Source organism: Agrobacterium sp. rho-13.3 (assembly GCF_033957765.2).
Classification (GTDB): Bacteria; Pseudomonadota; Alphaproteobacteria; order Rhizobiales; family Rhizobiaceae; genus Agrobacterium.
This window is the reverse complement of sequence record NZ_CP192775.1, coordinates 236439-260742: the sequence shown is the minus strand read 5'-3', so window position 1 is coordinate 260742 and position 24304 is coordinate 236439. Positions and strand designations below refer to the sequence as shown.

Genomic DNA, 24304 nt, shown 5'->3' with positions numbered 1-24304 from the left:
CGTCTGAGCGTTGGTCGTCAGACATTGAGATGCGAGATGGCGGCCGATATTTCTAAAAAATCGGAAACAGAAAATACTACTATAAATTGCGTTGAGTTTGGTGTGTCATTTCACGTGACGACGCATAAGGAGCAGGATTATTGGAGCTGCGAGCATCGAGACTCCTGCGGCGATGAGGAAGGACGTTGCGTAACCAAAACGCGCTGCAATGGCACCGGCGCCAAGCCCCCCAGCCATGCTGACAATCCCGTCCATGCACTGAAACAAAGTAAAATCCACACCAGCCTGTCGCGGGTCCGACCAGCCCATGAAGCAGGCATAGAGTGCAACGAAGCCGATCGACATGACACCTGAAGAGCTGACGATTGCGACTGTCATGACCATCCAATGGGCGATGTCGCGGTTGAGACTGAATGTTGCGAAGGCGCAGAGCAAAAGAGTTTGAGTGGCTATAGACAGGATAAGGACGCGTGATGAGCCAAATGACCGAACCAGTGCGCCACCGAGTATTGCGCCACCAAAGCCTACAATCATACTGCCCATACCGTTAAGAGCGCCTATCGTTACCAAATCGAAGCCATAATCGATCAGAAACGGGCCAAGCATCGCCAAACCCCATTTTTGGGCAGCGACATAAACGGCGGCAACCAAGAGTCCTGTCCGGACTTGAGGACGCTTGAGCGCGTGACGGATGGACGGTATCTGTTCGCGTGTTTCTGGCTTCGCCTTGGCGGCGGGTCCGAATATAAAAGGAAGGGCCAATGAAATGAGAAGCGCCGCCATAGCGGTCGTCGCGTTTTTCCATCCAAAATAGTCGACCAGCACAAGAAACAGACCTGCCCCGATGGCTGAACCGAGATAGGAGCCGCCGACTTGTGCGGCATTTCCCCAGCCATAATGTTCCACAGCCAGTGCCTCCACCGCAAAGCCATCGCAGGCAATATCAACGGTGGCGGTGACCATGGCGACGACAAAAAGCACTGCAATAGCCACGCTCACTGGCGATGGCCCAGTATAAGCAAGAATAAGCAGACCGGAGGCGCAGATAGAAACGCCGACTGCAACGATCCTGCGCGATCTGTTTTTACCCAAACGCGGTAATCGATAGCGCTCGACATAAGGAGACCATAGGAATTTCAGGGCCCAGGGCAGAACAACGAGATAAAGAAGACCGATCTGGTCGAGCGGCAGACCAGCAGTTCTGAGAACTGCTGGAAGACCGAGAAAAGTCAAACCGCCGATGACGCTTTGCCCGACATAAAGACCGCCGACAGCCACGAAAACCGATACCGGCGACGGCCTTTTACCCACTGGATGTTGCTGTAGCATCAGAAGCTGTACTTGACGCTGGCAACCACTTTTCTACCTTCGTCGTAAAGGCAATAGCCGGTTGCGCAAACCTGATTGACCTCGTCGAGTAGGTTCGTAGCGTTGACATGGAGCTTCACACCCTCCATCGCGCTGTTAAGTTTACCGAGGTCGTAACGCAAGGATGCATCGATAAAGGTACGCGCTTCGTTATTGTAAACCGGTGTATGGACATCGTCGCCAAAACTGGAGCCGACATAACGTATCCCAGCGCCTATACCGAGACCTTCAAGTGCGCCACTTTGCACCTCATAATCTGCCCAGAGAGAGAACATATGATATGGGGTCGAATTAAGCTGGTTTCCAACTGTCGCAGCGCTCTGCCTAGTGATTTCAACGTCGTTGTACGAATAGCCTCCGGTAAAGCTCAAGCCGTTGTCGAGAGACGTAGTGACCTCGAACTCTACACCGCGTGAATGGAGATCAAGCTGTCGTAGCAAAGCGACACCGGAGGAGGTGTCGTAAAGCGATGCGTTTTTCTGATCGAGATCGAAATAGGCGGCAGAGATGAGAATGTTCTGATCAGGAATTTCATACTTCAAGCCAATTTCGTACTGCTTCCCAAGTGCTGGATCGGCTTGTCTCGTCGTGCCATTCAATACAACACCTGCATTGGCGACATAGGACGTTCCGTAGCTCACATAGGGCATTACGTTCCACGGCGTCACATAACCAATCGAAGCTCGCCCGGTGGTTTCGCTATCGTTTCGGGAACTTCCGTCACCGTTGCTCGTGTATTCGCTTTTGTGCCAGTCATGACGCAGACCGAGGCCGATCCGCCAAGCATCGATTGCAATCTGATCCTGAACATAAATACCAATTGAATTCTGCTTTTGATTCGTGACGGAAGTAATCGCCGGGTTGTAAAAAATGGGGGGAGTAGACAGTAAGGGGCCATTACCTTGCCGAGATTCGTATTCCATAAAACTGTAATCGACGCCGGCGATAAGTTTATGCTGCGCTACACCAGTCTCAAATTCGCCTTCAAGGTAGGTATCCGTGGAGACACCCTTATTGTCTTCGTGCACCACACCTAGATAGCTAGACTGATAGTCAACCCATTGCTGATTAGTCGCAAGCTGAGAATAACGCAGCTTATGATGTAATGTAAGGTTTTCATTGAGTTCGTGTTCAAGTTCGTAGCCGATTCTCCACTGCTTCTGGTCAAAGTCGTTAAAGCGGGAATCCCCTGCATATACGGGCGTTGCTCCATTGTTTTGGATGTATCCCCAAGTTCCGCCGGTAGTGGAATCCATGTACTCGCCAAGGACGGTAAATTTAGTGCCTTCGTCCGGCTTCCACGTTATTGCAGGTGCGATCATCACACGATCGTCTTTGATTGCTTTGACTTCGTTGCGGGCATCTCGTCCGACTCCAGTCAACCGATACAAAACCGAGCCGTCTTCATTGACGGGACCGGACAAATCGAAAGCGGTTTGAACACGCCCGTAAGAGCCATATTGCAGTTCCACTTCACGGAGTTGCTCTTCAGTCGGGCGCTTCGAAATAATGTCCACGATGCCGCCTGAGCTGCTTGCGCCGTAAATAGATGCAGCCGGACCACGCAGAATTGTCACGGCTTCTATTCCATAAGGCTCCAAACGGAAAAGGCCGTTAGGACTGTTGATTTGACGCAGACCGTCGCGGAAGACACCTGTGTAACTGAGTTCGATCCCCCGAAGCTTGAAAATATCGAAGCGCGGCTCAGTTCCGACCGACCCGCTACGGACGCTTGGCGAGTAATTGATCACTTCTCTGAGATTCTGCGGCTGCCTATCGTCCAGTTGCTTTCGGCTGACCACGGACACGGACTGCGCAGTTTCCGCAATCGGCGTATCCGTTTTTGTTGCCGTGCGGCCCGACTTCGCAACGTATCCATCCGTTTCTACGACGCCCTTGACACCTTCTGCACCAGCGCCCTGAACGACGATGGGAGCAAGCACCGTAGAGCCGTTATTAACGGCTGCTGCTTGATTTGCGCTTGCCGCAGGATCGAAAATCCGCACTGTATTGGATCCGGTGATCGTGAAATACAGGCCGGAACCAGCAAGAAGTTGGTTTACTGCGGCAGAGACGCCAAGTGCGCCCTGAACGCCTGCAGTGGTCTTGCCTCTGGTAATGGCGGATGGATAGAGCATCCTCAGATTGGCCTGGCGGCCTAGTGCCAGAATGGCATTCTCCAGTGGGCCAGCGGGAACGGACAGATTGACCGCGGCAGAGGAAACGGGTGCGCCTTGTGCCAGAGCATGGTTCGTCTCGATAGCCGTTGCGACCGTCAAACCCACTATCGCTGTTGTCGTCAGCCACAACCCTCTGCGCACCCGCTTCGCTAATAACATTTCGGTCCCTTTCAACGCCTGATCAACAAGGCACTCCGCAACGGCGCAGTGCGTTCTGTTGACCTAGAGTGAAAAAGGACCTGACATCCTGACGTGCTGTGCTAAAAAATTATCGGGAACGAACAAGCACCATCATGCCGGACAACCGGGTGACGACGACGGGAAGGTTGCCTTCGAGAATGTGAAGTGCCTGATCTGTGTTTTTAAGATCGAAAATGCCGGACACGCTGAGCTTGGCCGCTCTATCGTCGAGAATGAGTATGCGGCCATGACGATATTGCGCCAGAATCTTGAGAACCTCCCTGAGAGACTGGCCTGAGAAAACGAGTTTGCCGTCGCGCCAAGCCGTATTACTGGAGACATCCTGTTTAGAGCGGACCATGTTGCCTGTATTATCCAGCGTCACCACATCGCCAGCGCCTAACCGGGCGACACCGTGGGGTGTCTCAACCTCGACCTCTCCCTCTTCGACTTGCACTTCCTGCGGTAACAAACCAGCTCCGGCACGAACGGAATAATGGGTGCCGAGAGCCTTTGCCGTCAGCGCCTTGTTGTCGACAACGAAGGGGCGTTGAGGGTTCTTCACCACATCGAAGAAAGCTTCACCGCGCAGAAGAACGACGCGTCGCTCGTGATCCGTATATCGTGTCTGAATGGCAGCATCCGTATTCAGGGTAACTTCCGTTCCGTCTTCCAGCCGAATGACGCTGGTCTCACCAATCGATGTGTAATAATCCGCCTGAAAGCGATCGATGACGCCGGTTTGCCAGAAGAAAACCGTTGCCAGCCCCAAGAGACAGATAAAGCCCATGGTTGTCGCGATGGTTTTTCCAGATGCCAAGCGGCTAGGTTCGGCGGGAAGTTCGATCTGCATGTCGCGCATCTCGCTCCAGAGGCCTTTCATTTCCTCGTAAGCGGACTGGCGACCAGGATCGGCCTCTAACCATTCTTCGAAATCTCGGTGATCTGCCTTCGTCGCGTCGGCTGACTGTATGCGTGCAACCCAAAGCGCTGCTTCTTCGGCAAGGGCATGATCAATCAGGTCTCTGCGGTATTTAGACATAAAGAGGTTGCCGCTCTATTGGTATGGTTTAACTTTGTACCCTTATATAATGAGTGAAAAAGATACGAGCGCCTGACGTTCTATCAGGGATTTATTTTTACGCGGGCCTCCCGGCAGTGAAGCAAGGCCTTGATGATATGCTTTTCCACCATGTTGCGCGATATCCCGAGCCTTGTTGCAATCTCGCCATTTGGCAGGCCGTGGAGACGGCTCAGCACGAAGACCTGCCGGCATCGCTTCGGCAAAGCGTCGATCTCACGCGTCATTGCCACGAGATGTTGCCGTGCCGCAACGATCTGTTCCTGGCAAGGCTTGTCGCAGGCAACGCCAAGACCATCTTCCAGTGGAACGAGAAGAGGCCGCTCACGGGACTGCCGAATTATCGTCAGCCGCGCCACTGATTTCGCGATCTGAAACAGATAGGCTTGGGGGTTTTCGATCAACACCGATTGTGAAACTTGCAAGACTCGCAGCGCCGTTTCCTGCATCGCATCGGCGGCATCCTCACGGTTTCGAAGCCGCCGCCAAAAGAATCGCATAAGCCGGTTTTCTTCGTCCGTATCGAGAAGCTGTAAAAGCGCTCTGCTCATTAATCGACCTGATCCAAAAGCTTTTTTGCACAGGGATGGGCTGATCCCAGCCACCTCAGATGCATATCAGTAACATGATTATCATTGTCATGTTTATAAAGCTTGACGAACAAGCGCTAGAGCCAAGAAATCATGAGCAGTCGATTGGGTGCAATTATACGGAAACTGTTGCGAATTTGCATTTCACCATTCTGCCCCAAAAGTACCATGCCGGGGCCTAGGGCGGAGATCGGACCTCTTCCTGCAAATGGGCAATACCTGCTATTCTTCGGTCTCATCGTCTCCGATTTTGCGCAGCAGATAAAGCAGGGCGATGCGTTCGGCGGGGTTGAGGCGCGCGACGGTTTTTTCGCTGATGAGATAGGCTTGGGGATACATCTCCTGTAGCAAGGCTTCGCCTTTGGGGAGAAGAGAGATCACCACCTTGCGGCCGTCGGCCTTGTCCTTTGAGAGATCGATCAGCCCGCGGGCTTTCAACCGTTCAACAATGCCACGGATGGTTGCCTGGTCGACGGACGTTGCGTTGACGAGTTCGACCTGCGAGCTGGGGCCGAGGTCATGCAAAGCGCATAGCGTTACGAACTGCACCGATGTCAGGTCGGGATCGCTGGCATTGGTTTGGAAAATCGAAAGATGACGCTGATAGGCTTTGCGCAGCAGATGCCCGACTTGCTCCGTGACGTGGTAGCCATTCTGAGGCGCCGGCACTTCGGGCAGCTGTTCGGGGTCTTTTACGGTCATCGTCGGCGTGGTCCATCTGTTAAGGTGTGCTCAGCGTCAATACTGCGCGGACTTAAGGAAACACCACAGCAAGTTGCGACGGTCAAGGCGTGTCGAGCCTCGCCACTCCGCGCGATTTCACGCGGAGTGGCTTGGTTATCCGGTTATTTGAAGTTGTGTTTCATTTCCTTGACGGCGATGTCTCCATTGAGGACCATCACTTCGTCGTCGAGGAAAAGCGAGCAACCGCGCATCGGTATATCCAGATGGCAGGCGGTGTCGTTGGGGCCACCCAGTTCGTTGTTCGGGCCGGTGGAGAACATCACGTTGCCGTAGAAGGAGCGTGCCTCCATGCCCATGCCCCCCGGGAATTCGCCGGGCACCATGCGATGCCATTTGGCATTCTGATTGAGACCCCAGCCGACATGGCTCATACCCATGCCACGAGGGTCGTTGAAGCCCGCCATGTAGGATTTGACCAGTTCGGCGTCGAGACCACCGCGAATGTCTGTGACCCAGCCGTTTTCGATGGTGTAGATGATCGGGTCGCGCACATAGATGTTCTGCGGCAGCAGGATATCGCCCGGTGCAACGACGATTGTGCCATCAACGCCGTCGTCGTCACCACCGGTGAACACAAAGCCGGATGGCCAGTGGTCCCAGCGGCCAGCTTCGTCCGTACACGCATATTCCGTGACAGTGGGATAGGTGTTGAGCTTGTAGGTGACATCGGTGCCATGCGGAGAGGTGATCCGCATCACCTTTGCCTTGGATAGCAGATCGCCTGCAAACTCGACACGCTCACGCAGTTCCTGTGTCGGCAACATACGGGCGAGAATTTCTGGCGGCTCAACGGCGGTCAGGATACGCGTGCCAGCCGCCTGGATCGCCATCTGTTCCGGGCTGAACAGCAGGAAAATGCAATCGATCAGCATGTCGGCTGCCTTCAAGGCCTCCACCGCTTCCGGCATGGCTGCGAGGCCTGTCTGGCCAACCGACCATGCACCTGCTGGCGGCACTGGCGGCAAGCGCATGTGATACATTCTGGCGCCAAGGCGCATACCTGCCGCCATGAAGGCGTCGGCGTAGTCGAGGCGCTCGTTGCCTTGGGTCAGGACGATGAGTTTTTCGCCCTCGTGGACGCCCGACATCTTTAGCTGATGCAGGCAGATTTCCGTGAAGCTGAATTGATCCATGCTCGTTCCCTTTTATTGTTTGAAGGCTTAGGTGCCTCGTACAGTTACGGACAGTCGGACTTGACCTTGGCGATTTCTGCGATGGCTTCCTCCCGCGAAACGACATCGCCATATTTGCTGTCGATATCGAAGAGGTTGGCATTGTGCGGGTCGGGGTGGCGGTCGCCGACGCATTCGCGCACGACTATGCCACGGAAGCCGTGTTGCACAGCGTCGACGGCGGTGGCGCGGATGCAGCCGCTCGTCGAGCAGCCAGCCATGATGACGGTGTCGATTCCCTGCGCGTGGAGCTGCGAGGCGAGGCTGGTGCCGAAGAAGGCGCTGGCATATTGCTTGATGATGACGAGCTCGCCATCGGCAGGCTCGACGCCCTCACAGAATTCGGCCAATACATTGCCGTCGACCATCGCCTTCATGACGGGCGATTTCTTCACCCACATGCCGCCATCGGCGCAGTTTTCTGCCAGATAGAGGATACGCGTGTGGATGACAGGAATGCCTGCCTTTCGTGCTGCCTCGATCAATTCGGGTGTTTTGGCAACAGCTTCAATCACACCGGGGGCGTACAGCGGAGCGCCTTCGATTGTGTAGGCTTTCAAAAAATCTATGACCAGAAGGGCAGGGCGCTGGCCGAAGCCGATGCGGTTGCCCCAGACGCCTTGATAATTGGATTCTGCGGTTTGCATGACACTCTTCCTCAATAAGCGCCGGACAGAAGCGCACCCGCTCCCGGCACGACAGGTTCAAGGCCCAGCGATTTCAACATGCAATAGGTCGTGGCGACGGCGGCAGTGACGACCGGTTTGCCGGTCATGGCTTCCACCTTGGCAATGGCTGCCAGCGACGGCATCTGCACGCAGGCCGACAAGACGATGACGTCCACATCGGTCAGGTCCAGTGTTTGCACGATGGCGGGAAGATTTTCCGGGTCGTGGCGGGCAACATCCAGATTGTCGGGGATTTCCAGTGCCCGCCAGTCCATCACTTCGAAGCCTTCTTCACGAATGTAGTTCACCACCAGTTCGGTCAGCGGCTTCATGTAAGGCGCAACCACGGCGATTTTTTTCGCCTTCATGAACTTCAGCCCTTCGATCAGGGCACCAGCGCTGGTGACAACGGGGATATTCGCGCCCTCCTCAGCCGTGCGACCGGTAAGGCGTTTCTCCGACTGGCGATGATAGCCCAACCCCATGGCCATGATGGCGACAAGGCAGGCGTAACCCAGCACGTCGACGCGCGCGTCGGAAAGCTCTATGGCGCAGCGGTCGGATTCGGCGTCCATGGCCGCCAACTCTTCCTTTACCACCTTCTTCATACGCATACGGCTGGAATGGAAGGTGAAGCGTTCAGGGCGAATGGATTGGCGTGCGATCAGCATCGCCGGAATTTCTGTTTCCATGGTGGTGTTGGAACTTGGTACGATCTGACCGATACGATAGAGTTTTTGCACTGCTGTGGTCCTCTGCAAGATAAGCCTGATATCAAACGAAAACGGCGGACCAGAAACCCGCCGCAGTCTTCATCTTCAACGGGAGAGGAAGTCTCCGAGAGCGACAAAAAAGCCGTCGAAATCGTCCCATGGGATCATGTGTCCGGCATTTGCCACATGGGTGATTTCCAAAGCGGGGCATAGCGCCTGCGCTTCGTCCTGATCGACCTTTTCAATCACGCCGCCGCGTCCGGCCACCATCAGCATCGCTGGTACCGACAACTTGCCGATATCGGGGAAAATGTCGTCCTTGTGGAAGTCTTCAAAGGCAGTAACGATCGCTGGTTCGTAGCAGGTGTGAAGCCATTCGGCGCGCAGCGTAAGTTGTCCTTCTGTCCATGTCGGGCAGAATGCCTTCATCGCCTCGGCGTCCATCCCGTTCAGCGACTGGTGAATACTATCCACATACCAGGGCAGCTTGCTCGGATAGGGGCGACGCCCCGGACCGGACACAGGCGGGTCGATCAGAGCCAGCCGCGAAAATGCATCGGGTGCCGATACGGAAGCGCGCATGGCAATGCGCGCACCCATGGAATGTCCCAACAGCGCCGGACGGGATAGGCCAAGTGCAGCGGCAAAACCCACCACATCTGCGGCCATGGGGTCGAGGCCGTAATCGAGATCAGGGCCGGTTGAGGACAGGCCACGGCCACGCACGTCCAAAACGTACACGTCATAACGCTCCGCCAACTTCTCTGCGACGAAACCCCAGGTGATTGCCGGGCTGGTAATGCCGGGAATCAAGATAACAGATGGTCCCTTGCCGCCGTAGCGGAGATAATGTTGGCGAATGCCGTTGGCAAAGACGTTCGCGCCGTAAAGCGGTCCGCTGCTCATGCTGCGCTCTCGGTTTTCAGCGGCGCGGCGTAGATGTCATAGCCATAAACCCATGCCGGATCTTCCTGCTGGAGCAGGAAAGTGTTGGCATTCGACACGCTCTGAACGCGTGTTGCGCGATCCCTGCGGTTGGTTTCATACAGGCCGAAGGCGGTACCGAAATCGTTGATGCCGGTTTCTTGCAGGCAGCGCGTCAACATCGCGGCATCTTCGATCGCCATCGCAGCGCCCTGCGCCATATGTGGCTTCATCGGGTGACAGGCATCGCCCAGCAGCACAAGACGTCCCTTGCTCCACAACGGCAGCGGATTGCGGTTGAACAGCGGCCACTTGGTGACCTCGTCCGTGCTTTCTATCAGCGCCTGGATGATCGGGTGGTAGCCCGCGAACGCGGCCGCCATTTCTTCGCGGCTGCTATCGACAAAAGCGGAATCGAATTCCCATGCGGGATGAGGAACGCCGGTGACATAATAATATTCGTCGCGGCGGGCAGTCGTGTAATAGACCATCATGTGACGGTCTGGACCCCACCATTTGACGCAATCTTCGAACGTCAGGTCGAACTTCTTCAGTTTCTCGGACGAGATCAGAGCGCGATGGCCGACCCAGCCGCTGTAGTTTGGCTTTTCTTCGCCCAGCAGTGTTTCCCGCACGCGCGAATTGATGCCGTCCGCACCAATCACGATGTCGGCGCGTATCGAGGTTCCATCCTCGAATTCGACCAGCACATCGGTGCCGTTGTCATCGAGACGAGCCAGCTTCTTGCCGAAATGCAAGGTGCCGGGCTGGAGTGCTTCTTGCTGAATGGTCTGAAGGTCGCCGCGATGAACGGTGCAATATGTATGGCCGTATCCCTCAAGCGGAACCCGTGCGGTGTATTCGCCGGTGATGCCGTCACGGCTGAACCAATGGCTCGGCGTGCTGCTGATGCCGATGACCTTTTGATCGATCCCAATCCGCTCGAAAATCTTGAGAACGTTCGGACCCATATGGATGCCGGCACCGAGACGCGAGAAGCTTGGCGCTTGCTCATAGATGTTGACATCAAAACCTGCGTGCTGGAGCAGCGCGCCAGCGACAGCGCCACCCAGGCCAGCACCGATAATGGCGATTTTCTCTTTTCCGTTAGACATAGCGACCCTTCTTAGCCGTCTTTCGACGCATTGTTCCCACGATTGGATGCTTGGCGAAAAGTCTAGCGCATACGCTCTAAATAGCAAGGGCGTGATTTTAATTTTCATCAGAATTACGCGTAAATTGCGGAATTAACACGAGAACTCAGTAGATCGAAATCTCTATTTCCGTCTTGTCATCTGTTGTTATAAAGCGTATACACTTGTTAATAAAATAAAAGGGGATATAGATGCGAAGAGTCGGTGACTGTCGCATCGTTATGGTTTGTGGGCGTCGGATCGGCGTCTGCTGCGTGACGGTTCGGTCGGTGAGGATAGGTGTGCCCTGTGTTTCGTTCTCCTGTTTGGAGGGCCTGCTTTGACGCTGCCGGTTTGCTTAAATTTGAATGTTAACGGCTCTGTTCACAGGGTCGAAGCAAGCCTTGAGACACCTCTTCTTTACATCCTCAGAAACGATCTTTCGCTCAATGGTCCGAAATACGGCTGCGGGATTGGCGAATGCGGCGCGTGTGCGGTTCTTGTGGACGGTCGTGCAGTTCGGTCCTGTACAGTGCCGCTTGGCGCAATCGGAACACGTCAGGTCACGACGCTGGAAGGTCTGGGGACGCCAGAGCATCTTCACCCGACCCAGGCCGCCTTTATAGATGAAGCCGCTGCTCAGTGCGGATATTGCCTGAATGGCATGATCATTGCCACCGCTTCCCTGCTTAATCGCAATTCAGATCCCGACGAGAACGACATTCGAGAAGCGTTGCGCCATCATCTGTGCCGCTGTGGAACCCATATGGAAATACTCGCCGCAGTCAGGCGGGCCGTTGGCTATATGAAGATAGAGCGCACCCGCCAAACCCCGTCGAATACCGAGACACCGGACGTCATAGAGGAGGCCTCGCCATGACAGATCATCGCGAAACATCCAAATCCAGCTATATGTCCGCTGCCGATATGTTGCTGATTGTTGATGACGCATCGCTGGGCGAAGCCGCCGAGCTGTATGTTGCCGTCGGCGGCAATGGTCGCGTGACCGCTTTCAACGGACACGTCGATCTTGGAACAGGCATACGCACCTCGTTGGCGCAGATTGTCGCCGAAGAGCTGAATGTGCCGTTCGAGCAGGTCGACATGGTGCTGGGTGCCACCTCGGTCGCGCCCGATCAAGGTGCAACGATTGCCAGTGAAACGATCCAGATCACCGCCATTCCCTTGCGACAGGCCGCTGCCACGGCGCGCCATCATCTGCTGGCCAAGGCCGCCGAGAAAACAGGCATTGCGCGTGAGCGGCTGACGCTGGAAAACGGTATTATCCGTGCGGATGGTGGCGAGAACTGGCAGCTCAGTTTTGGTGACATCGTCAGCGGCAACCGTGTCAGATTGTCGATCGATAAGAATGCGGCACTCAAACCGGCATCCGATTATCGGCTTGTCGGCTCATCGCGTCCGCGTGTCGATATTCCGGAAAAAGCCACGGGACGCTGGACTTATGTTCATGATGTGCGTGTGCCGGGTATGCTGCATGGTCGCGTCGTGCGTCCGCCTTATGCGGGCTTCGATCATGGCGACCATGTCGGCAACAGCCTGATCGCGATCGACAAGGCTTCGGTCGCACATATCCATGGGTTGGTTGGTGTTGTTGCCATCGGCGATTTCGTCGGTGTGGTCGCGACGCGCGAAGAGATCGCCATTGAGGCTGCGAAAAGCCTCAAGGTCGTCTGGCGTGCGCCGCCCGAGTGGCCCGACCTGAACGCGCCGGAAAAGGCGTTGCGCGCCAATCCGTCAACCGCGCGTAAACTTGCCGATCTGGGGAATGTCGACATGGCGCTGGCCGGTAGCGCCCAGCCGATGAACCGCACCTATGTCTGGCCCTACCAGATGCACGGTTCTATAGGACCTTCCTGCGCGGTGGCCGACTACGGCGACGCCGGGTTGACGGTCTGGTCCGGGACGCAAAACCCATTCCCGATGCGGCGCGATCTGGCGCTCCTGCTCGACATGCCGGAAGATCTGATCGTTGTGGAGCGGCTGGAAGCGGCTGGTTGTTACGGCCGCAACTGCGCCGACGATGTAACGGCGGATGCAGCGCTTCTCTCCCGCGCCGTCAAAGCGCCAGTGCGCGTACAATTGACCCGCGAACAGGAACACGCATGGGAGCCAAAGGGGGCCGCTCAAATTATGGACGTCCGCGGTGGTCTGGATCTGGAGGGTGGTCCGTCTGCCTATGATTTCGAGACACGGTATCCCTCTAATCTGGCGCCGACCCTTTCTTTGATCCTCACCGGCAAGGTGCCGCCTGTGGCCGACGTCGTGCAGATGGGCGACCGCACTGCGATTCCGCCCTATGCCTATGGCAACCTGCGCGTTACCGTGCACGACATGCCGCCAATCGCACGCGCATCGTGGTTCCGAGGCGTTTCGGCAATGCCGAACACCTTCGCCCACGAGTGTTATGTTGATGAACTGGCCGCTGCTGCCGGCGTTGATCCGATTGAGTACCGCCTTCGTTATCTTCATGATCCACGCGCTGTCGATCTGGTACATGCCTTGGCCGAACGCGCAAAGTGGGTGCCGCATACGACGTGGGGTACGCTCGGCGGCGAGGGCGATCTGCTGTATGGGCGCGGATTTGCCTATGCCGTTTATGTGCACGGGCCATTTCCGGGCAAGGCCGCTGCCTGGGCCGCGTGGGTGGCCGACGTTGCCGTCAACAAGAAGACAGGTGAGATTGCGGTCACGAAAGTGACCTGCGCGCAGGATTCCGGGATGATGATCAATCCGGATGGCGTGCGTCACCAGATCCACGGCAATATCATTCAGTCTACCAGCCGGGTGCTGAAAGAAAAGGTCGAGTTTTCGTCAACCGCTGTCCAGTCGAAGGAATGGGGCGGCTATCCGCTGATCACCTTCCCTGAAGTTCCCGACATCGATGTATTGATGATGTCGCGACAGGATGAGCCGCCGCTCGGTGTTGGCGAATCTGCTTCCGTGCCAAGCGCTTCGGCCATTGCCAACGCGGTCTACGATGCAACCGGCATTCGCTTACGGGAGCTGCCGTTTACGCCGGAACTGGTGCTCGCGGCGTTGAACGCCAAGAAGGACGAAACACCGGCCAACCCACCCGCCAAAAAGCGGAACTGGTGGAATATCGGCCTGTCCGCCATTGGTGGCTTCGCCGCATTGACCGGCATCGTGACCATGGCTTCACCATGGCGCCCGGCAATCGGTACCATCTTGAGACCAGATACCAACGTCTATAGCGCCGCCACCATTGAGCGTGGGCGAATGGCGGCAGCGGCGGGTGCCTGCAACGTCTGCCATGTTGGAAATGACGGCACGCCCTTCGCCGGGGGGCGGCGCTTCGACACGCCGTTCGGCGCGGTCTATGCCACCAACATCACGCCGGATACGGAAAACGGCATCGGTGCCTGGTCCTATCCGGCCTTTGAGCGGGCGATGCGTGAGGGCGTAAGCCGCGACGGACATCATCTTTATCCGGCTCACCCCTATACCTCATTTGCAGGTGCAGAAGAGGCCGATCTTCAGGCGCTTTATGCCTATATGATGATGCAGGCGCCGGTTGCGGAAAAGACACCGGAGACGAAGCTCAAGTTTCCCTATAGCATCCGTGCCATGATGGCTGGCTGGAATGCTCTCTTTCTGAAAACAGAGCCGTTCAAATATGTGCAGACCCGTGATGCACAGTGGAACAGAGGCGCTTACCTTGTGGAAACGCTTGGTCACTGTTCGGCGTGTCACACCGAACGAAATGTTCTCGGGGCGGAGAAAAGCGGTAGCGCCCGTCTCTCCGGCGGCTTTGCCGACGGCTGGGAAGCACCGGCTCTGAATGCCTTTTCCAAGGGGCCGGTCGGGTGGACCGCCGATGCATTTTATGACTATTTGCGCACCGGGCATTCGCGTGATCATGGCAGCGCTGCTGGTCCGATGGCGCATGTGGTCGAGGTCATGCAGCCGCTGCCCGACACGGATATTCGCGCCATGGCGAACTATCTCGCAAGCCTGAACGAAGCACCTTTGGACACGAAGGCACAGAGCGAAGCGGCGCTTGCGGCAAGTGATGCTGCCAAAGCCTCCGCCGCACAAATTTCGCCCAGGGGCGAGCGGCTTTTCAACGGCGCCTGCGCCACCTGCCATGCCGGAAACACGGTCCTGTCATCGTTGGCGCTCAACAGCAACCTGCACGCTGCAACGCCGAACAATCTCATTCAGGCAATCCTGAACGGTGTCGAAGCACCGTCCATCCTTGCGCAAACCACCGGGCGGGAAGCACCGGAGGTAATGTCGATGCCCGCGTTCCGGCAGACGTTGAACGATAGCCAGATCGAGGATCTCACCGCTTATCTTAGAGCCCGTTTCGCGCCTGACAAGCCGGCATGGACGGAAACGACACATGCCATGCAGCTTGTCACGGCAGCGGGCCACTAAGGAGGGCAGGAGAATTGGACCAGATCCGACCGGTAGATGATATCGACCATCGTGGTCTTTTCGAAAACCCGACCGCGGGGTTTCGACCATCGGCCTATTGGTTCTGGCATTCGATCCCGACCGAAGACGTCTGCCAAACGCAACTCGCCGATTTCAAAGGCAAGGGGATCAGCACGATCCTTATTCAAGCGCGTCTTGCGATGTCGCGTGACCTCTATCTTTCGTCTGCGTATCTCGAAGCCTATCGGGTGGCGGCTAGGATCGCCGGAAATCTGGGGCTGAAGCTTGGGATTTACGACGACTATAACTGGATCAGCGGCCATGCTGGAGGGCGTACGGTCGCGGGTTGCGATGCCGTGCGCGAACGTCATCTGTTCTGGTCGTCCTCACAAAATGTGCGGGGCGGTATCAGTGGTATTCACCCGCCGTTCGTTCAGGCGATGGGCGCGAATATCCTTGAGTGGCAATATGAAGGAAGCGTGGTCGAGTGGTGCGAGTGGACAATCGAGGCGGCGCTTTTGCATCCATCCACTGGCATCGGCGGCCTTGATCAGATCATCGATGTGACGGCAAGAATAACCGTCTGCGAGAGTGACGCCACTTCCTGCGCCTACGCCTTCGATGGTGAGCTTGACGACGACCAGACGCTGACGGTTTTTGTCAGCGCACGGTCCAAAACCTCGCGACTGATCAATTACCTTATGCCGGAGGCTGTAGAGCGGTTCATCGAAGTTGGTCTTGATCCGCTTGTTCAGGCGCTTGGCGATCTTGTGCCTGATCCCGTCAGTTTCGTATTCTACGACCAGCCCGCAGCAGGTTTTTACACGTGGGACCAGATTTCGGGAAGTCTCGCCAACAGCCTGCTGTTTGCTCCGAACCTTGCGAAAGCCATTTTGAGCGCCACGGGTCAACCACTCGCAAAGACCTTGCTCGCGTTGTTGTGGGATGTCGGCCCAGAGACCCTTCGCCTTCGTGCGCAATTTTATGCCGCCTATTCGGCATTGATGAATGAAGCCTTTTCGGGAACGTTGCGCAGATGGGCTGAGGGCAGGGGCATTGCCCTGACCGGGCACGAGATTTTGCCGCATATCAGCGCCTGGTCGTTGAATGGCGGTTTCACTAGCATTGATCCCAGAGTGGCACTTGCCGTGGATTTTTTCGGAATAGATGCGTTCAGGCATGAAACAGCCGTCGATTCCAACAATTTTGTGGGCCAACTCGCGCCGAAGCTCGGCGATTCCGTCGCACGCTCCAATGGCCGCAGCCGCTGCGTTGTCGAGACCTATGCCAGTGCGGAGCGAACGCCGGTACGTGCCGCCGGACAATGGGAATTGACGCTGGAGACGATGCGCGCGCAGGCGATACGCCTTTATTGTCTCGGCGCTCGACAGTTTCTCTGGCACGGCGTCTACCAGACCGATGGTCGTGACGAGGATCCAACACCCTTTGCCAATCCACGTTTCGATTTCGCGCCGGGCATCAATTTCGAGCCATGGTGGAGCTATCACGATCTGTTCTCCGAGGAGACGTCGCGCATTTCCGCGTTCATCGAGCCGGCCACTCCGCGCACGCCGGTTGCAATCCTCTATCCGCTCTATACCGCGTTTGCGGAAGGCCCGCGCCACAGCCACGCCACCCATATCGGCGCTTGGTGCGAAGGGCTTCTCGCGAACGGCTGCGATTTCATGTTTGTCAGCGAGCGCGATCTCGCCAAGGCCAAAATCAAGAGCGGGCGGTTGCACATCTCGGAACTCGCCTTCGATGCGGTCATCCTGCCATCGGTAACAGTGTTGGAAGCGGCGGAAACTTTGCATGTGCTGGACGTCTTCACGGCGGTTGGCGGAATAGTCTGGTCGTCCGGAGATCGTGTATCTACCGTTTGCAGAGGCGCAGATCCGGTGACAGGGGTATCCTCGACACATATCGATCACATGCCGGACAGCCATGATATTGAGGCCGTTTTGTCAGGCTTGCGGTCATCTGGTCCGAAGATCGTCTGCCATTCGCCCGACCGGCCCTGGCAATGGGTGGGATATGAGGCGAACGGCTGGTGGAGGATCGTCCTGTTCAACGATGCCGCATCATCATGCGTGAGCGAAATTTCCTTTGGCGACGGTTTCGACTGCGAAATCTGGTCTGCCACGACGGGCAACGTGCAGGACGCGGTTGCCTTCAGCCGTCTGAGGATTACGCTCGAACCGCATGAGGTTCGCTGCATTCGACTGCGCGAGACGGTGCAGAAGACTGCAATTGAAGGTCATCTCACGGACAAGCCGGTGCTTGACGCTCACCCCATATCGCTTGTCGAGGGCTGGATGTTCTCGCCGGGAATTGACGCGGAATTCGTGCCGATCTTTGTCGATGCGGGTTGGGAAACTCAGGGCTTTGCCGATTTCTCCGGCACTGGCATCTACCGGTTGGCACTCGAAATTGGCAATCAGGCTGAGTGGATACTCGAATTGCCCAAGGTCGATACGGCGGTTGCCGTTTGGCTTGACGGTCGCCAGATTGATCGCAGGGGCTGGCGCCCCTACCGCTTTGCGTTGGGGCGATTGTACCCCGGCATCCATTTGCTGGAACTGCATGTCGCAAACACGGCAGCAAACCGCTATTACGCTAACACGCCCTATCTAGGCGATACCCTGGACAAAAGCGGACTTTCCGCTGCACCGAAACTGATCCCGCTGGCACACTGACCGGAAGTTATAAATCCATGCTACAACATTCGACGATACCTTTGATGCGTGCCTGGAACAGTTGGTCTGAGCGGCCAGCCGAAATGGTTTTCCTGCCGTTGGGTGTGCGCATCACGCCGATCCTGTATTCCACACGTAGCAAAACCACCTCCGCCATCGAGCCGCGTCGCGACACGGTTCGCTTGGGACGCCACACCATCGATGGCTCACTCATCGAGCTGGAAACCGATCACAGCGGCACGACGGTTGCGTTCTCGACGACGAAAAGCGATCCCTTCGCCATTCGCGGCAGTTGGGACGGTAAAGTGTCTGCTGAATGGGGTTTGCGCTTCTGGCTGACGCTGGCGGTTTCTTCAGATGGTGGGGAGGTTGCAGTCCACGATGCGGGGCAGAACATCACGCTGTTGAAAGTCGGCACCCGCTTCGTGGCGGTCGCTACCGCCGAAGCACCCGTGCATGTCACCGGCCATGATACGATCGACGCGCTGCGGGCGGATTTCGAGGAAAACGGCTACTTCTACACCGCCACCCGCAAAAACGAGGCACCCGTTATCGCCTTGCGCTTTAATCTCGAAATGATGCGCAAGGGTGCCTATGGTGCAGGCGTGGCCGATAGTGCGGAACTTGCGATAGCCAAAGCGCGAGCCTGCCTTTCCGCCGACCTGCCTGCCGATATCGCTGATGCGCAGACCGGCATGTTCGAGGGCGCTCTCGACGCGATGCGCGACGTCGTGTCCTGGAACACCATTTGGGACGAAACCAATGCGCGCCCCTACACGGCGGTAACGCGTATCTGGAATCTCGGGAAATTTGCCGTCTGGTTCAACGACCAGATATTTGCGGCCCTTCTCGCCGGCGTGTTCGACGCTGATCTGGCGCGTGAAAACATGGCAACTGCGATGGCCGGTGCGACACCGCAGGGCAATATCGCCTGCATCGTCACCTCCAACGATGCGTGGGTGGACCGCACCCAGTTGCCCTTTGGCGCACTCGTCGTCTGGCAGCTTTACCAGCGGACCGGTGAACGATCCATGGTCCAGGCGAGTTATGATGCGTTGGTGCGCAACCGGCGCTGGTGGGACGACAATCGTGATCCCGACGGCTTTGGTCTGCTGTCCTGCGGTACTTCGGATGTCGGTGAAGGTCTCTATAAAGGCACGGCGTTTGGCGCGCGCAATGAAACCGGTATGGACAACTCCGCGACCCATGACGAAGCGATCTACGATCCCGTTACCCGAACGCTGTCGACTTTCGATCTGGGTCTGAATTGCGCCGCCGCTCTTGACGCTGAAATGCTGTCGAAAATGGCTGTCGTTCTCGGTAAGCACGATGATGCGCGCGAGTTTGCCGCTCTGGCCGAGCGCACTCGCACATTGATTTCGGAAACCCTGTGGGACGAAAGCCGTGGTATTTTTGCCAATCGTCAGCGCAGCGGCGGTTTCGTTCGATCGCTGTCGCCGACCAGTTTTTATCCGCTGTTGTGCGGCGCGGCCTCGCCCGCACAGGCCGCTCGTCTTCTGGAGCATCTGAAGGACGAGAGCACGTTCGGCGGCAACTATGTGCTTCCGAACGCGACGCGTGACGATCCGGCATTTGTCGACAATGTCTATTGGCGCGGACGCATCTGGCCAAACGTCAATTACATGGTGTGGCTTGGTCTACGTCGCTATGGTTTTATGGGTGAAGCGAGTAAATTGGCCAGCCAGAGCTATGATCTGTTCATGAAGAGCTGGCGTGAGGATCGCATTGCCTCCGAAAATTACAACGCCGTGACCGGCGAGGCGATGGATCAGGGTGATACAGACCCATTCTACATCTGGGCCGCGATGTTGCCGCTGATGGCGACGGGTGAGATCGTCGAGTTTTGCCCCTGGGCAGGCTGGACGGTGCGCAACACCGGCCAGAACGTGGCGCTCGGGCCGATGTTGTCACCTTCGGGAACGCTGCATCTTTCCGTTGATGCTGGCCTCCTTGAGATGAGGCTCAATGAAAAGCCAGCGCTGAGAACCGATCTGATCGCGACGTTTTCTGGCATCGTCATCACTGACGAGCGGTTTTCTTGTATCCTTGCGCCAGCGGCGAACGATGGGTTCATCGAACTGCCTGAGCTGGACGTTGAGAACGTTTTTGCTGCTCGTCTGGATGGTGAGCACATCGACTGCGTTGCAGATAAAGGAGGTGTACGCTTGACGATAACCGGAAACACGAGCGACAGGCAGTTGGATGTCTATTTTTCTCCGCGCAAACGCCTGTTGACGCAAGGCAGCGCTTGACAGGTGCCAATTCCTCATTAATACTTTGTGTACAAACAAAAATACAAGAAGACTGATACTAAAACCAGAGGGTTTGAACTGAGGGCTGGCTGACGATAAAATAGTCGCAGTTGGCTAAACACGGAGTTTTGAGCTAGTTTCAAGTCATGAAAGATGTTCCGCAACGTTGCGGCGCAAGTTTTTTTGTGTTCGGAAGCTAGGCTTTTTAGATAATTTCTCCTCTGGTTATAGTTTGCATACAAACGATTTGATGTGCCGCCAGCATGTCTTCTGTTTTCGGCTTCGCCGATCCGTTGAGGTCGCTGACTGCGGTCACGATCATCCATAACTGTGTATGTTCAAGAGGGGTGCTAAAATGACTGAATTCACCAGACGCAACACGATGAAGTTGATGTCTGCCGCGCTTGTCGCTGGCGTCAGCTTCTCCAGCCTGCCTGGAAAGGCTTTTGCTGCGGGCAGTATCACGGTCCTGAATTGGCAGGGCTACGGCACGGACGAAGCGTGGTCCGTCAAGGCATTTACCGAAAAGACCGGCATTGCAGTCGTTCACGACTACTACAGCTCCGAATCGGAAATGCTGACCAAGCTGCGCACCAATCCGGGCGCTTATGATCTCGTCGTTCTCAACGCCGCGCGTTGTGCCCAGGCGGTCGCCGAGGACCTGTTGCAGCCGATCGATTTCAGCAAGGTGCCGAACGCCGCAACGGTGGACGAGAACCTGCGCTCCAACCCGAATTTCAGCAAGGACGGCAAGGGCTTTGCCGTTCCGTGGGTGTGGGGCATGACCTCGCTCGCCATCCGTGAAGGCTTGCCGGTTCCGACCAGCTATTCCGCGCTTGCCGATGCCGCCTACAAGGGCCGCGTCGCCATGGACGACGATGCGATCATCAACGTTGGTGTCGGTGCGCTGATGAGCGGTCAGGATATCAACAATCCGAAAGACCTCGCTGCTGTCACGGCTGCGCTGAAGTCGATCAAGCCAAACGTCAAGCTGCTCTGGTCTACAGAGGATCAGTGGAACAAGTCGTTTGCTGCCAAGGAATTCGACCTTTCGCTGTTCTGGTCCGGTGGCTCGGTGCGCTCCAAGCGCAACGCGAAGCTGCCCGTTCAGTTCGTGGTTCCCAAGGAAGGCGGTATCGGTTGGGTTGATGGTCTCGGTATTCCGGCATCGGCGCCGAATGCTGAAGGCGCGCTCGCCTTCGCCAACTGGATGATCGATCCGGCATTCTACGTTGAATGGGCGACCAAGGTTGGCGCACCGGCATCGTCGAATTCGGCGGCTCTTTCCGCTCTGCCGGCCGACGATCTCAGTCGTCAGGTGCATAAACCCGAATATTTGAAGACGATGGGCATCATGTCGGCACTGCCAGACGACCGCCGTGAAGCCTTCAACAACGTATGGCAGGAAGTGAAAGCTTTCTATGCAGAATAACCAGCTGACATTGGCGTCAGAGCGCGGACCGTCGGGTCCGCGCAGTCGGCGCACACTCCCGTCATGGGTTTCAATGACCGCCTTGTTGCTTCCGACCTATGGTTGGCTGACGCTGGCCGTCTTCCTGCCGCTGTTGACCATGCTCGTGTTCAGCTTCATGTCGGCGACACCGATGGGCAAAGCGCCTATCGTTTTCACGCTGAAGCAGTATCGGGCTTTTATCGATCAGCCCTATCTGGTCGGTATCGGCATCACGTCGCTGCTGATCGGCTTCTGGACAACATTGTTCTGCGCCGTACTCGGCTTTCTTGCTGCTGTCGCGCTGGTTCGCTCGACTTTCGGCAAAACGCGCGAAATGCTGCTGATCCTGATCCTCTTGCCGTTCTGGACCAATGGTCTGGTCCGTGTGTTTTCGTGGACCATGGTGCTTCGGGAAAATGGCTTTCTCGACAATCTGCTGCATATGATTGTGCCTGATGCCGGTTCGATCGGCTTCCTCTACACCCGCTATGCGATCGTGGTTGGCTTGGTTCACGGCTATCTGCCCTACATGATCCTGACCTGTTACATCGCGCTGGTGGCTATCGACGATGCGATCATAGAGGCTGCGTCCAGTCTCGGCGCACGCTGGTGGACCATTCTGTTCAAGATTTTGATACCGCTCGCCGCTCCCGGCCTGATTTCCGGTGCTGTTCTGATCTTCATTCCGGTCATCGGTTCGTTCATGGAACCGCGCATTCTGGGTGGTCGTGTCGGCGTCACCATGGGGACGGTGATCGAGGACCAGTTTACACAAGCGTTCAACTGGCCGCTCGGCGCATCGCTGTCCTTTACGCTGCTGGCCGTCGTTCTCGCCATTTTCGCAACTTTCTCCGGCGTTCTGCGTCGCGGGACGGCAGCTTGAGGAGAGGATCATGAACGCACTCGGACGTATCTATCTCATCGCTATCCTGATTTTCCTGTACACGCCTATTCTCGTGATGATGGCAATGGGCTTCAATGCATCGCCGCTTTACGAACTGCCATTCAGCTTCTCAACCCAGTGGTATGAGGCACTGTGGAGCAACAATGTGCTTCTCACGGCGGGACTGAACAGCATCATCATCGCGTCCATTACCGCGGTGCTGGCGACAACGCTCGGAACCATGGCGTCGGTGGCGCTGTCGCGCCGGACATTCCGTGGAAAAAGCCTGCTGCAACTGATGCTGTTGCCACCCATCGCCATTCCGTGGCTGATTACCGGCACGGCAATGCTGATCTTTTTCTACTGGAGCGGTATCGGGCGCGGCATGCACGCCCTGCTGATCGGCCACGTCGCTCTTGCCATCCCCTATGTGGTTCTGGTGGTTGGCACAGGTTTCCGAACCATTCGTGCCGATCTGGAAGAAGCCGCGATGAGCCTCGGTTCCACCCCGGTTCATGCCTTCTTCTCGGTAACGCTGCCGCTTTTGTATCCAAGTATTCTCGGCGCGGCACTGTTTGCCTTCGCCGTATCGCTCGACCAGTTCGTGATTTCCTATTTTCTTGCAACGCCCGGCTACACGACTTTGCCGGTGCAGATCTATTCCTCGATCCGCAAGGGCTTCACCCCCGAAATCAATGCGATCTCGACCGTGCTTCTGCTCGGCTCAATGACGATCATTCTGATTTTTGCGCGTTTCGCCAAGCCCGGAGACACCAGTGACAAACGTTAAAGTCAATTCCGTCGCCAAAACTTATGGCACCACGCCCGTTTTGTCCGATATCTCGACCGAGTTTCCTGAAGGCTCCTTCACCAGCCTTCTCGGCCCGTCCGGTTCCGGCAAGACCACGCTTCTGCGCATCATTGCCGGCTTCATCAAGCCGGATCAGGGCGTCGTGACGATCGGCAACAAGGATGTCACCGATATTCCCGTATGGGGCCGCAACATCGGCATGATGTTCCAGTCCTATGCGCTGTTTCCACACATGACGATTGCTCAGAACGTTGCCTTTGGTCTGGAGCGTCGCGGCATCAAGGGCGCAGCGGCTCGTAAGGAAGTCGAACGCGCTCTGGAGATGGTGCGCCTTCCTGGCTTCGGGGATCGCACGCCAAAACAGCTTTCCGGCGGCCAGCAACAGCGCGTTGCGCTGGCACGCGCCATCGTCATCAAGCCGAGCGTTTTGCTGCTTGATGAGCCGTTGTCGGCACTTGATCGGCGTCTGCGCCAAGAGATGCAGGTGGAGCTTTTGCGCATCCAGCGTGAGAGTGGCCTCACCACGATCTTCGTCACCCACGATCAGGAAGAAGCGCTGACGCTCTCCGACAAGGTTGCCATTCTCGACAAGGGCCGTATCGTCCAGATCGGCGAACCGGAAACGGTTTATGAGCGACCGTTGACTCGTTTCGCTGCCGAATTTCTTGGTGATTCCAACTTCTTGACCGGCACTGTCGATCATGGCGCCGTGCGTCTGACCGATGGGACTGTGGTGAAGACCACCGGACCCCTGCCTGCCAGCGGCTCCACGGTCACGCTTGCAGTGCGTCCGGAAAAGATGTCGATTGCTTCAGGCCCAACGGATGGCAACAGCCTGACGGCACGCATCGTCACCGTCATCTATGCCGGGCCGGTTCTGTCCTACCTGCTGGAGACAGCCGACGGACTGGCATTGAAGCTGTTTGCGCAGAACAGTGACGGCAAGGTTCTGGGCGCAGGAGATACCATCACGTTGAGCTGGTCGCCGGAGCATACGGTTCCGGTGGCTGATTGAT

18 protein-coding genes are annotated in these 24304 nt (G+C 56.7%); 8 read left to right on the top strand and 10 right to left on the bottom strand.

The annotated features are described in order from the left end of the window. Positions 1–105: 105 nt before the first annotated feature. The 10 genes from RMR16_RS16060 to RMR16_RS16015 form a co-directional block, all read right to left on the bottom strand. Entirely contained in the window at positions 106–1329 is a 1224-nt protein-coding gene (locus RMR16_RS16060; RefSeq protein ID WP_320199683.1) for an MFS transporter, read from the bottom strand. Further along, a complete protein-coding gene (locus tag RMR16_RS16055) occupies positions 1329–3707 on the bottom strand; it encodes a TonB-dependent siderophore receptor (RefSeq protein ID WP_320199682.1) in 2379 nt (792 codons plus the stop codon). The genes RMR16_RS16060 and RMR16_RS16055 overlap by 1 nt, the downstream gene beginning before the upstream one ends. Before the next feature lie 109 nt (positions 3708–3816). After that, positions 3817–4770 carry a FecR family protein gene (locus RMR16_RS16050; RefSeq protein ID WP_320199681.1) on the bottom strand — a complete coding sequence of 318 codons (954 nt, stop codon included), beginning with the start codon at positions 4768–4770 and terminating at the stop codon, positions 3817–3819. Positions 4771–4853: 83 nt separating this feature from the next. Then, entirely contained in the window at positions 4854–5360 is a 507-nt protein-coding gene (locus RMR16_RS16045; protein WP_320199680.1) for a sigma-70 family RNA polymerase sigma factor, read from the bottom strand. A 261-nt stretch (positions 5361–5621) separates the two neighbouring features. Next, positions 5622–6101, bottom strand: a complete 480-nt coding sequence (locus tag RMR16_RS16040) for a MarR family winged helix-turn-helix transcriptional regulator (RefSeq protein WP_320199679.1) — start codon at positions 6099–6101, stop codon at positions 5622–5624. Positions 6102–6244: 143 nt separating this feature from the next. Then, positions 6245–7276 (bottom strand): leucyl aminopeptidase, encoded by a 1032-nt coding sequence (locus RMR16_RS16035; protein WP_320199678.1) that lies wholly within the window; start codon positions 7274–7276, stop codon positions 6245–6247. 44 nt (positions 7277–7320) lie between these two features. Continuing rightward, positions 7321–7962, bottom strand: coding sequence for an N-carbamoylsarcosine amidohydrolase (locus tag RMR16_RS16030; protein WP_320199677.1), 642 nt, complete (start codon positions 7960–7962; stop codon positions 7321–7323). 11 nt (positions 7963–7973) lie between these two features. Beyond that, positions 7974–8726 (bottom strand): maleate cis-trans isomerase family protein, encoded by a 753-nt coding sequence (locus tag RMR16_RS16025; RefSeq protein ID WP_320199676.1) that lies wholly within the window; start codon positions 8724–8726, stop codon positions 7974–7976. Between the two features lie 75 nt (positions 8727–8801). Beyond that, the gene (locus RMR16_RS16020) at positions 8802–9602 is read right to left on the bottom strand and encodes an alpha/beta fold hydrolase (protein ID WP_320199675.1); all 801 of its coding nucleotides are present in this window, start codon (positions 9600–9602) and stop codon (positions 8802–8804) included. Then, positions 9599–10735, bottom strand: coding sequence for an FAD-dependent monooxygenase (locus RMR16_RS16015; protein ID WP_320199674.1), 1137 nt, complete (start codon positions 10733–10735; stop codon positions 9599–9601). The genes RMR16_RS16020 and RMR16_RS16015 overlap by 4 nt, the downstream gene beginning before the upstream one ends. 358 nt (positions 10736–11093) lie before the next feature. On the opposite strand from RMR16_RS16015, the gene RMR16_RS16010 reads away from it, so the two are divergent. The 8 genes from RMR16_RS16010 (at position 11094) to RMR16_RS15975 (ending at position 24303) form a co-directional block, all read left to right on the top strand. Continuing rightward, the gene (locus RMR16_RS16010) at positions 11094–11633 is read left to right on the top strand and encodes a (2Fe-2S)-binding protein (RefSeq protein ID WP_320199673.1); all 540 of its coding nucleotides are present in this window, start codon (positions 11094–11096) and stop codon (positions 11631–11633) included. Then, positions 11630–15172 carry a molybdopterin cofactor-binding domain-containing protein gene (locus tag RMR16_RS16005; protein WP_320199672.1) on the top strand — a complete coding sequence of 1181 codons (3543 nt, stop codon included), beginning with the start codon at positions 11630–11632 and terminating at the stop codon, positions 15170–15172. The genes RMR16_RS16010 and RMR16_RS16005 overlap by 4 nt, the downstream gene beginning before the upstream one ends. A 14-nt stretch (positions 15173–15186) precedes the next feature. After that, complete coding sequence (locus RMR16_RS16000) at positions 15187–17868, top strand: carbohydrate-binding protein (protein ID WP_320199671.1); 2682 nt, start codon at positions 15187–15189, stop codon at positions 17866–17868. Positions 17869–17885: 17 nt separating this feature from the next. Next, a complete protein-coding gene (locus RMR16_RS15995; RefSeq protein WP_320199670.1) occupies positions 17886–20141 on the top strand; it encodes an amylo-alpha-1,6-glucosidase in 2256 nt (751 codons plus the stop codon). 355 nt (positions 20142–20496) lie between these two features. Then, positions 20497–21573, top strand: a complete 1077-nt coding sequence (locus RMR16_RS15990; protein WP_320199669.1) for an ABC transporter substrate-binding protein — start codon at positions 20497–20499, stop codon at positions 21571–21573. Beyond that, a complete protein-coding gene (locus RMR16_RS15985; protein ID WP_320199668.1) occupies positions 21563–22477 on the top strand; it encodes an ABC transporter permease in 915 nt (304 codons plus the stop codon). Before RMR16_RS15990 ends, RMR16_RS15985 begins: the two co-directional genes overlap by 11 nt. Positions 22478–22487: 10 nt before the next feature. After that, entirely contained in the window at positions 22488–23267 is a 780-nt protein-coding gene (locus RMR16_RS15980; protein ID WP_320199667.1) for an ABC transporter permease, read from the top strand. Further along, entirely contained in the window at positions 23254–24303 is a 1050-nt protein-coding gene (locus tag RMR16_RS15975) for an ABC transporter ATP-binding protein (protein ID WP_320199666.1), read from the top strand. The genes RMR16_RS15980 and RMR16_RS15975 overlap by 14 nt, the downstream gene beginning before the upstream one ends. The last annotated feature ends 1 nt before the right edge of the window (position 24304 follow it).